This is a genomic window from Bacteroides sp. D22 (genome assembly GCF_000163675.1).
Taxonomy (GTDB): domain Bacteria; phylum Bacteroidota; class Bacteroidia; order Bacteroidales; family Bacteroidaceae; genus Bacteroides; species Bacteroides xylanisolvens.
Genome location: NZ_GG774815.1, coordinates 81,406 through 92,884 on the forward strand (window position 1 = coordinate 81,406; position 11,479 = coordinate 92,884).

9 protein-coding genes are annotated in these 11,479 nt (G+C 41.3%); 4 read left to right on the forward strand and 5 right to left on the reverse strand.

What is annotated here, in order from left to right:
- Positions 1-13 precede the first annotated feature (13 nt).
- From HMPREF0106_RS06555 to HMPREF0106_RS06545, 3 genes are all read right to left on the reverse strand, one after another.
- The gene (locus tag HMPREF0106_RS06555; protein WP_004299152.1) at positions 14-490 is read right to left on the reverse strand and encodes a DinB family protein; all 477 of its coding nucleotides are present in this window, start codon (positions 488-490) and stop codon (positions 14-16) included.
- A gap of 103 nt (positions 491-593) precedes the next feature.
- Positions 594-2,726, reverse strand: coding sequence for a cation:proton antiporter (locus HMPREF0106_RS06550; RefSeq protein WP_009040639.1), 2,133 nt, complete (start codon positions 2,724-2,726; stop codon positions 594-596).
- Positions 2,727-2,810: 84 nt separating this feature from the next.
- Complete coding sequence (locus HMPREF0106_RS06545; protein WP_009040640.1) at positions 2,811-4,019, reverse strand: MFS transporter; 1,209 nt, start codon at positions 4,017-4,019, stop codon at positions 2,811-2,813.
- Between the two features lie 438 nt (positions 4,020-4,457).
- Between HMPREF0106_RS06545 and HMPREF0106_RS06540 the strand changes: the two genes are divergently transcribed.
- The 3 genes from HMPREF0106_RS06540 to HMPREF0106_RS06530 are packed head-to-tail and all read left to right on the forward strand — an operon-like array spanning position 4,458 to position 9,909.
- The gene (locus HMPREF0106_RS06540) at positions 4,458-5,567 is read left to right on the forward strand and encodes an efflux RND transporter periplasmic adaptor subunit (RefSeq protein ID WP_009040641.1); all 1,110 of its coding nucleotides are present in this window, start codon (positions 4,458-4,460) and stop codon (positions 5,565-5,567) included.
- Between the two features lie 6 nt (positions 5,568-5,573).
- Complete coding sequence (locus HMPREF0106_RS06535; RefSeq protein WP_009040642.1) at positions 5,574-8,681, forward strand: efflux RND transporter permease subunit; 3,108 nt, start codon at positions 5,574-5,576, stop codon at positions 8,679-8,681.
- On the forward strand, positions 8,659-9,909 hold the full coding sequence (locus HMPREF0106_RS06530) for a TolC family protein (protein ID WP_032851553.1): 1,251 nt from the start codon (positions 8,659-8,661) through the stop codon (positions 9,907-9,909). Before HMPREF0106_RS06535 ends, HMPREF0106_RS06530 begins: the two co-directional genes overlap by 23 nt.
- A gap of 71 nt (positions 9,910-9,980) precedes the next feature.
- Here the strand turns inward: HMPREF0106_RS06530 and HMPREF0106_RS06525 are convergent, their stop codons facing one another.
- Positions 9,981-10,346 (reverse strand): MmcQ/YjbR family DNA-binding protein, encoded by a 366-nt coding sequence (locus tag HMPREF0106_RS06525; RefSeq protein WP_009040644.1) that lies wholly within the window; start codon positions 10,344-10,346, stop codon positions 9,981-9,983.
- Between the two features lie 74 nt (positions 10,347-10,420).
- Entirely contained in the window at positions 10,421-10,993 is a 573-nt protein-coding gene (locus HMPREF0106_RS06520; protein WP_004306434.1) for a Crp/Fnr family transcriptional regulator, read from the reverse strand.
- Between the two features lie 153 nt (positions 10,994-11,146).
- Here HMPREF0106_RS06520 and HMPREF0106_RS06515 point away from each other — a divergent pair, with 153 nt between their 5' ends.
- Positions 11,147-11,467: a DMT family transporter gene (locus tag HMPREF0106_RS06515; protein ID WP_004306435.1), complete on the forward strand. Its 321-nt coding sequence runs from the start codon at positions 11,147-11,149 to the stop codon at positions 11,465-11,467.
- Positions 11,468-11,479 lie beyond the last annotated feature (12 nt).

Consider the following 11,479-nt stretch of genomic DNA (forward strand, 5'->3'; position numbering starts at 1 on the left):
ACCGCTATTCTTTTTAGGCATTCATTAATTCATGGATTTCATGAATATGCAGGTGTAAATGACTTAGATAACCTTCTATCATGTCTTGTAGCGTAACCTTTGTTCCTTCAAAATCACACCAGTAGCTATCCAGTTTTGTCTGATCTACAGATTTTATAACCTGAATGATATGCAGGTTAAAAAACTTCCATAGTTGAATCAGGTTATTCCAATCTTCATTTTGGTAATCTTGTAATGCTATCCACAGATCATTATCCTGACGGTAATCGGGAAAGAAAAGCAAATCTTTACTGTATTGCAATCTGACCATGCGTTGGTGATTGTTTGATGCCGAATCAATCAAATGTCCGAGAATCTGTTTGATGGTACGATTTTGTTTATTACGTTTCAACGTGATCGTATCATTTTGTAGCCCGGTTAGTATTTTCTCTTCAGTTTCTATCACATGATAGATTCCTTCTGTTATTTTGGAAAAATCAACGTTTGACATACCATTCTTTTCCTTTAGGTGTTTATTGTAAAATTGCTAATAGTACAAATATAAAAAAATGTATCGATATTTATAAATTAAACGGAACTTTTCAATTCTAATTTTATCCCTCTTTCTTAAACCACCTGTAAAACCATTTACCGACTTTCTCGTAATGTCGGGTTTCGGTATCAGTATATAGCTTGGAGAAGAAAGACGTGTCCAACGGCTCTCCCGACTGGTTAGGATACAGCACGATGAAGCTATTGTTGGAGAAATATTTCCCAAGCTGTCTCGGTAACTTCTCAAAAGAACTGTCATACGAAAGAGTTCCTGGTCGTGCACTGATAATAACCAATAAATGATCGTAACTTACCTGTCCTGTCAATACCAGCAGGTCATTCCAGTCTTCTAAGAGAGAGAAATCGGTAAGCGTCTGTTTATGCCTTTTCTTTATCCACGCTTGTAGACGGATGGTAGTCTTTTCATTGGCAAAGAAGTGTACGCGGCATCCAAGAGTGCTCCCCATGCGACAAAAGTGTTCCATCCAATGCGGAAAGCCGGATTCATATTCGGCTTTAGGAGGGACGGCAACGACAATCCGTTTGATTGTATGGACCGGTATCAGAAATTTAGAGATAATTATTTCACAGTTTAATCCGTTCAATAAGTGTTCGGCAAGTATTCCAAAGTATGAATCTGTGATGTTTTTCTTGCGGTGCAGGCCGGTGATAATACTCGTAATCTCATTCTCCTTGACTGAATGGATAATACCGGAAGCTATATTCAAATCATACCGGGTGACCTTTTTGAGTGGTACATTTGCTTCCGTTGCTATCATTTCGGCTTTTTCCAGATAATGTTTGCTTCGAATTCGTAGATTATCAGAGTTATTATCGTCGTTGATGACATTTAATGCCAGTAGATTATCTTTCAATTTAGAATCACGTATGATTAGAGACAGATTCACCATGTCCTCAATAGTGTCCGGGTTGGCTATGGATACTAAAATCTTCTCTGTTTCTTTTGAAGATTCATTTTCCGATAGTGAGTCATCCATTGCCACCTTTCTGGCTGTCCGCTCGGTAATCAGTGAACTCACTACACAAGTGACCAGGATAAGCAAGACTGTTCCGTTCAGTACATCATCATTCAATAAACGTTCGCCGGTGGGCAGAATAATGTTGTATCCAACTAACACAGCCGCCAATGTGGCTGCTGCCTGTGCATTACTCAAACCATACATCAGATTTCGTTCAAGAACAGACATCTTGTATATCTTTTGAGTGAGCCAGCAAGCAATCCATTTACCTGTTAGTGCCATGGCTATCATCACGGCGGCAACTTTTAAGGCATCCCCCTCTCCGAAAAGAACACGTAAGTTGATTAACATTCCCACTCCGATAAGGAAATAAGGAATAAAAAGTGCATTACCAACGAACTCTAAATGATCCATCAATGGAGAGACGTGTGGAATGAGCCGGTTAAGTACCAATCCTGCGAGGAAGGCTCCCAGGATACCTTCCATACCAACAAACTCCATCAACCCTGCCCCTAAAAAGACCATCGCAAGCACGAAAATAAATTGCATCACGTTGTCATTGTACCGGTGAAAGAACCAACGACCGATGCGCGGAAAGAAATAAATGATCAGTGCCCCTAGAAAGATTACTTTTACCACCAGCCAAATCCAAAACAATCCTCCGGTTTCTCCTTTGAACAGTCCGCCTATAACAGCCAGTACCAGCAGCGTGAGTGTATCTGTTACGGCCGTTCCTCCTACGGCAATACTTACGCTACGATGGCGTGATATGCCGAAGCGGGTGACGATGGGGTAGGCCACGAGCGTATGAGAGGCATACATGCTGGCTAATAATATAGAGGTGATTACACCATATTTCAGATAAGATACATTGGCCACGAATCCAATCCCGATGGGAACGATAAAAGCCAGTAAACCGAGCACTAATGCTTTGTTTCGCGTCTCTTTGAAATCTCCCATATTCATTTCCAGACCAGCCAGGAACATGATGTAATAGAGTCCGACTTTCCCGAATAACTGAAAGCTGCTGTCTCGTGCCAGGATATTAAATCCATGTTCGCCAATAGCCAGTCCTGCCAGGATCATACCGATAATATGAGGGATGCGCAGTTTATTCAATAATATCGGAGCAAACAATATAATCAAGAGTACAAGGAGAAATATCCATGTAGGGTCGGTGATAGGGAATGTTAAATCAAGGCCAATCCAATCCATAATTTGACGAGTTCGTGATATTTGTTCCGCAAAATAACCTAAAAAAATGCTTCTAAAAAAGCATTTTTTAATAAAATTCGTCATTTATTTTTTCTCCAGATTCATGATTGCCGGAATGAAGAATGCAAGTGTTCCCGTTATCACAATAGCAATACCGCATATGACAAAGACATTGGCGATGCCGATAGTGTCTGCTATAAATCCGGTTGCCAGTAATCCTAAAATGGAGGGCAATAAACTGATACTGTCGAACAAAGAGAATACGCGTCCCAAGAAAGATACTTCAATTTGTGTTTGCAGCAAAGCTGTAAATGGACCGGAATAAAACGGCATGGAAATGCCTTGTACAATCGCAAATATAGCATAGATTATAAAGGCCGAAGGAGGAAGTATTCCGGAAACGAAAATGGAGACTCCTATGATGATATAGGATATATTTATCATAACTACCTTTCGGATACGCGGATTCCATATTCCAAGTAGAATACCGCCTACTAATGCTCCCGATCCAAAGAGTAGTTCTATCAGGCTAACCTGATAAGCTGTTCCCGAAAAGTTTTTCAGGGTCATCAGCGGTATCAAGGCAACAACAGGCATGATGAAGAAAGTGATGAGTACTTCAGTGATCATCACCCATTTCAAACCACAATTGCTACAGATTGCCTGAAAGCCTTCCTTCATATCCCGGAGTACATTATGGGTCGTTTCCGTTTCTGTTTTTTCCGGGTTAGGGATGAATACAAACATGAGTGTCGTACAGGCTATGGCTGCTCCGGCAACATCAAGCAGCATGACTACACTCATATTTGTACTGACAATCAATGCAGCACCTAACACGGGACCGCAAATATTACATAAGGCCTGTATTGTCTGGTTAATACTGGCAATTCGCGTCAGCTCTTTTTCAGGAGCAAGTAGCGGTATGGATGATTTCATGGCAGGCGCATGGAAGGCACTTCCAATGGAACGGAGCATCAGCAGCAGATAAATCTGCCAGATCTCGATAACGTCCAGATAGAATAGTAACGCAATAACGCCCGAACAGAGTGCCACGAAACTGTCAGCCAATATCATAGTCCATTTTCGGCTCCACCGATCGACAAAAACGCCAGCAAAGGGACCTAATACCACTTGAGGCAAAAGTGCGGCAATGGTAGCCAATGAGAGCACCTCTGCCGAACCGGTCTCAAGACTGATCCACAGAACGATGGCAAACTGGGCAATGGAACTGCTAAGAATAGAAAATAATTGTCCGGACCATATAATGATAAACTTCTTTTTCCAATTATTCATAATACTTTATTGATTATGGATGATGACAAGGGTATTGCCGGTCTGTATCTAAAAATGGCAGAGGGAAGATACCGTTATGACTAAATAATAAAACAATTGATTGAGAGAAATGACTGTTGAATTTCTCTATTTTCCTGTAATGGAGGAAAGAAATAAAGAAACGGAAGCCCAGCTAAGAGAGCTCCAAATGGGACACGGATAGGATGAATTGACAGATAACTTTCATATTCTCTGGTTCGGTTTTCGATTCGGCAAATGTAGACAAAAAATGCCGTTCTTTTGCAAACCGGGTTCATAAAAAAAGAAAATTAGCCTTGAAATAGTTTCTGTGAGGCTCTAATAAAATTCTAATAGCGTTCTAACAAATCTCTAACAGGCTTCCGGAATACCTCCACTTACCTTTGCATCCGAAAAAGAATACTAACTATATTTTTATGGATGATGAAAAAGAAAAATTTGCAAATGCTTTTAATTTGCGGTGTATTGCTAGTTACCGCATGCAAGAGTAAATCAAAGGAAGAACCACAAAGTGATTATCACATGGAGGGGGACACCGTGCATATTACAGACCGTTTTTTATCTGAAAAGATAAAAGTAACCGATGCTAGGCTTGAACCTTATTCCAAGGAGGTAATCACTTCCGGTGTGGTACGTCCTATTCCTACCCGTTATGCCTGCATTGCTTCACCTTTTGCGGGAAGAATTATAAAGTCGTATATACAAATCGGGCAACTAGTGAATCGGGGAACCCCTTTGTTTGAAATCAGTTCACCGGATTTTACTACGGCGCAAAAAGAATATTTCCAGGCGCTTTCGTCACGGGAGCTGGCAAAGAAAGATTTACAGCGCAAAGAAGACTTGACAAAAAATGGGGTTAGTTCTCAGAAAGAACTGGAAGAGGCACAAAATGTTTTGCTTATTGCCGACAAAGAGTTTGAAAATGCTTCTGCTGCGTTGGATGTATATCAGGTAGAACATCCGGGAGATATGACACTGGGGCAACCTCTTGTGGTGCGTTCACCTATTTCGGGAGAAATAATAGAGAATAATATTGTGACCGGACAATACTTGAAAGATGATACTGATCCTGTTGCAATAGTGGCGGATTTATCTGAGGTATGGATTACCGCGCAAGTGAAAGAAAAAGACATTCGATTTATCAATGCAGGCAGCAGTTTGGATATAGAAGTGTCGGCATTGCCAGGTACGGTGATTAAAGGAAATGTTTATCATGTAGAAGAAGTAGTTGATGAAGATACAAGATCTATAAAAGTACTTTCGGTTTGTGATAATTCGAAAAAACAGTTGAAATTGGGTATGTATACTACTGTCCATTTTCGTAGTACTCCTGTTGAACAGGTTCAGGTTTCGGAGAACGCATTATTGCAGGGAGAGAAAGACAGTTACGTGTACGTGCAGATTGCTCCGGAGGTCTTTGTCAGGACATCTGTGGAAGTGGAAATAACCAAAAACGGATTTGCCATAATAAGTAATGGATTGCACGCAGGAGATAAAGTCATCAGTGAAGGGGGATATTATTTAAAATAAGAAATTATGAAGAAGGATTTGATGCTTTCAATTATACAGAAAAGGTGGGTGATGCTTTGCTTGTTCGTTATGATGTGTATTTTCGGATATTACTCATGGATGCAACTTTCGATAGAAGCCTATCCGGATATTGCAGATGTTACATCGCAGGTAGTTACCCAAGTACCCGGATTGGCTGCCGAAGAAGTGGAGCAACAGATCACTATTCCTTTGGAACGTGCCATCAACGGTTTGCCTGGTATGCATGTCATGCGTAGTAGAAGTACGTTTGGACTTTCTATGATTACGATTGTATTTAAGGATGGGACGGAAGATTACTGGAGCCGTCAACGGGTACAGGAAAGATTGAATGAAGTGGAACTACCTTATGGTGCTGTTCCGGGACTCGATCCGCTGACGTCACCTGTAGGAGAAGTTTATCGTTATATTATAGAAAGTGACCAACATTCACTTCGTGAACTGACTGAACTTCAGAATTGGGTGATTATTCCCCGCATTAAAGAAGTTTCGGGAGTGGCGGATGTGACAAACTTCGGAGGTATTACCACCCAATTCCAGGTAGAAATAGATCCGTATAAACTTGAACAATATCACTTGTCTCTAAGCCAGGTCATTGAGGCTATTGAAAATAATAATGCCAATGTGGGCGGAAGCATATTGAACAGGGGAGACTTGGGGTATGTGGTACGTGGTATCGGTTTGATTGAGAACTTGGAAGATTTAGGTCACATCGTAGTTAGTACGACTTCCGGAGTTCCTGTTTTTTTGAATGATATCAGTTCTTTAAAATACGGAAATTTGGAGAGGAAAGGCATATTGGGATATGCCGATCGTATCCGTGATTATTCGGAAAGTCTGGAGGGAATCGTGCTTCTTCTGAAACACGAGAATCCGTCTAAGGTACTGGATGGCATTCATGCAGCAGTAGATGAATTGAATAATGCAACTTTGCCGGAAGGGGTACGGATACATACTTTTTTGGATCGTACCAGTCTAGTAAACACCACCTTGAATACAGTTTCTCATACCCTTCTGATGGGAATGGCATTGGTGGTTATTGTGCTCATCCTGTTTTTGGGTAATTGGCGTGGGGCATTGCTGGTTTCAATCACGATTCCGGTGTCTTTGCTTATCGCCTTTATCCTGATGCATCTCACGGATATTCCCGCTAATCTTCTATCGCTTGGAGCTATTGATTTTGGGATCATTGTGGATGGTGCTATTGTTATGTTGGAAACGATTCTCAAAAAACGTGAAGATCATCCCGGACAATATATTGAAGAAGAAAGTATCGCGCAATGTGCCAAAGAGGTGGGACGCCCTATTGTTTTCTCTACCATAGTCGTCATTACAGCCTATCTGCCCTTGTTTGCTTTCGAACGTGTGGAACGTAAACTTTTTACTCCCATGGCGTTTACGATGAGTTATGCACTGATTGGTGCTCTTTTAGTCGCTCTTCTATTGATTCCGGGGCTTGCTTATGCCATCTATCGTAAGCCGCGTAAGATTTATAAAAATAAATGGCTGGAGAAACTGAAAGAGAAATATACCGCTATGATAGAGATACTTGTGGAAAAACCGCTGAAAGCTATCCTGTTTTCCTGCCTGATTCTGATGGCAAGCATCGTATTGAGCGGCGTTGTTGGGAAAGATTTTCTCCCTGAACTGGACGAGGGTTCTATCTGGTTGCAGGTGAATCTTCCTCCCGGTATTTCTGTTGAAAAATCGAAAGAGATGTCCGACACACTTCGTGCTCGTACGATGAAATATCCCGAAGTTACTTATATCATGGTTCAGGCAGGAAGAAATGATGATGGCACAGATCCGTTCACCCCTTCGCATTTTGAGGTATCTATCGGTATAAAACCGTATGATGAATGGCCGAAAGGAAAAACCAAGCAGGATTTGATTCATGAACTGGAAGAAGAATATAAAACGCTGCCTGGTTTTAGAGTCGGATTCAGCCAACCAATGATAGACGGGGTGATGGATAAAATAGCCGGAGCGCATAGCGAATTGGTTGTAAAGGTGTATGGTGAGGATTTTCGTGAAACACGTCGTATTGCCGAAGAAATAACCCGGACGCTGGGGATGGTGAAAGGGGCCGTTGATTTAGATATTGATCAGGAACCACCCTTACCTCAACTACAGATCATTATGAACCGGGATGCGATTGCCCGATACGGGTTGAATGTGTCTGATGTAGCTGATTTGATAGAGGTGGCAATCGGAGGTAAAGCTATAGCACAACTTTATCAGGGAGACCGGCAGTATGATATCACCTGTAAATATAAAGAAGAAGTGCGGGATACACCCGAAAAGATAGCCGGACTGATGCTAACCTCTTCTACCGGAGCTAAAATACCCCTTTCGCAGGTAGCTGAAGTGAAGTTGAGTGTCGGAGAAAGTACGATCACTCGCGAAATGAACAGACGTCATCTGACGGTAAAGTTGAATTTGCGTGGGCGCGATTTGGTCTCTTTTCTAAAAGAGGCGCAGGAAGTTATTAATCAGAAAGTACAGTATGACAGCAGCAAATACACAGTTAAATGGGGAGGTGCTTTTGAAAATCAGAACAGAGCCTATACTCGTCTTTCTGTCGTTCTTCCGTTAACACTGATGTGTATGTTTATTTTGCTTTATGCTACGTTCGGGAAATTCCGGCAAGCCGGTCTAGTATTGTCCATCGTGCCGTTAGCGCTTTTCGGCGGAATGCTTGCGCTCAATATGCGTGGTATGACATTGAATGTATCGTCTGCCGTGGGTTTCATTGCTATGTTCGGCCTTTCCATCCAGAACGGAATTATTATGATATCCCAGATAAATAGTTTGCGCAAAGGAGGAATGGAACTTCGAAAGTCTGTTATCGAAGGGGCACGCCAACGGTTTCGTCCCATCTTAATGACTTCCGTCACAACAGTGCTCGGACTATTTCCTGCTTCTCTGGCAACCGGGATTGGCAGTGATGTGCAACGTCCTTTGGCAACGGTTATTGTGTATGGATTGATGTTCTCATCACTCATCTCCCTGTTTGTGCTTCCGGTTTTTTACTATCTGATTGAGAATAACGTTTTAAATAAAAAGAAGAATGATGAGAAAGAATATACACTTTAATATCTTGCTCCTTTTGCTGCTTGTGGAAGCGATGACTGTTCATACTTTTGCGCAGATTCCCGTCGGACACCCACAACGGAATATTTCTTTCGAAGAATATCTGAATAGTGTAGGAAAGAATAATCTGAATTATCTGGCAGAAAAGTTGAATGTGAGTATAGCTGATGCGGAAGCTATGGCTGCAAAGGTGTTTCCTGATCCGGAACTTGGATTTGAAGCTGGTAATGAAACTTTTTCGCTGGGACTTTCCTATTCATTGGAATTAGGAAATAAACGAGGAGCGCGAATCAAACTAGCACGCAGTCAGGCAGCGTTTGAGAAGTTGATGATAGAACAGGAATTTCAGGATTTGCGAGCCGATGCAGCCAATCTTTTTCTGGAAGCGATTTTGCAGAAAGAGCTACTTGGAATACAGCGAAGTTCTTATGAATATATGCTGCAGTTGAGCCGATCGGATAGTTTGCGTTATGCGGCAGGAGAAATTACGGAGAATGATGCCCGTCAGTCGAAACTGGAAGCCGTTACTTTACTCAATACTGTTTACGGGCAGGAAGCAGCATATCAGTCTTCATTGGTTATGCTTAACAAACAGATGGGCGTGACAGCAGATACTCTTCATATTCCGTTTGGTAATTGGGAGGAACTGAACCGTGAGTTTATACTGTCGGAACTAATCAAAGTTGGTTTAGACAATCGTATAGACTTACTTGCAGCTCAAAAAAGTGCCGAAGTCACTGCCTGTGCGTATAAGTTGACGAAGGCAGAGCGTCGTCCGGATATTGGTCTGTCAGTCTCTTATGAAAGAGATTGGAACGGTTTTCTTCCTCCGGCGCGTTCTGTTACCGCAGGGGTATCTATTCCGCTGTCCTTTTCAAATATAAATAAAGGAGCAGTCAAAGCAGCTAAATTCCGTATTGCTCAATCTGAAATATTGGAAAGGGAGATGGAATTACAAATACAGGCGGAGATTACTCAAGCATGGTTCTGCCATGAAGCGGAAAAAAAGAAAGTAGCCCAGTTTAAGTCGGGGATGCTCGAAGATTCACAAAAGGTGCTTGAAGGGATGGTTTATAAATACAAACGTGGTGAAATCAATATTTTGGATGTATTGGTAGCTCAACGTACCTATAATGAAGTACAGCAGGAATATCTTGAAAGCATGAAAGGATATGTAGCTTCTTTGGTAGAATTAGAGAAGTCTTGCGGTATCTGGGACATACGTTTTTAAATATACGATGATTTTATCCGGCTCTACTTTTAGTAATAATAGTAGTGCCGGATATGTTTACTTTCCGAATCCTAAATCATATTCCTGTATTCCTCTTGTTTTTTCTTGGGTAACTTCTTTATAACTTCCTCTACCGAGTGGCTAATCAACTCCTTTATGAGTTTATCGGGAACATCTCCTTCCAAGTAAACGGTTATCCAATGTTTCTTATCCGAAAAAGGTCCCCAAAAAATGTCTTCGTATTGTTCTATGAGCTCTTCTGATTTATCAGGATTACATTTCATATCTGCCCAGAATCTTCCGTTTTTAGGACGTAATGTAGCAAAAGTGAACATTTTATCCATAACCTTGAAAACCAAAGTATGTTCATCAAACGGCATACATTCTGTTGCTCCTTTGACTGACAGGCAATATTCTCTATAATCTTCGATATTCATGACTTCTCTTTTTTGATTCATTCGTTGTACAAATATATCACTTTCTGTTTGCTTTTGAAAAACATGTTTCTATCTTAAAGTACCCGTTTCAATTTCGCCCTTATCCGGCTTAAACTTACCGGAGTTATTCCCAGATAAGAAGCAAGACACTCCAATGGTATTCTCTGTAATAGCTCCGGATTATTTTGTATCAGTTTCATATACCGTTCGGACGCGGTGGTGAATAAGAGAGAAATAAGTCTTTCCTCTGTTTGCAGGAACTCTGATTCGGCAAACTTGCGCCCCCAGTTGGCAATATGGATATCTTCCTTGAATAATTCGTGTAAGTCTTTGCGCTTTAATAGATACAACACCGAGTTTTCCATCAGTTCCATTGACTCATACCCTTGTTGATTATTTACATAGCTTTTCAATGAGACAATGGTTGACCCTTCTTTCCCAATCCAGAACGTTACCTCTTTTCCGTCTACGGGAATGTAAGCTCTAGCAATCCCTTTCTCGATGAAAAAGATATTCGTTTCAGTCTTGCCAGCCTCCAATATATGATAACCTTTGGGATATGTGATTTTTGACAGATGTTTGACCACCTTATCCGCTGAAGCCTCCGGCATCCGATATATCCTGTTTATAATCTCGTGTATATCCATATCGCATTGAATCATTATTCTGCAAAAATACAAAAAGTTATATTAGGAAAAGAAGATTTGATGATACTCTTACACCGTCGTTTCTTATCAAATGTAAAGTGAAAGCTCCGGGCATCTTGTTAATTTTGCAGTCTAATATTAAAATAGAATGATATGAATTGGATTATATTGATTATTGCCGGACTGTTTGAGGTTGGTTTTACCTTTTGTCTAGGCAAGATTAAAGGAGCGACAGGCACCGATTTTTATTTGTGGGGAGCGGGATTTGTAATCTCTGTAACCTTAAGCATGTTCCTACTGGCAAAGGCTGCGCAAACATTGCCTATCGGCACTGCATATCCTGTTTGGACGGGGATAGGAGCGGTGGGGACTGTATTGATCGGTATCCTGTTCTTTCATGAACCGGCAACTTTGGGTCGTTTGTTTTTTATGACGACTCTGATTATTTCAATCGTAGGGTTGAAACTGATATAACCAGACGAATAG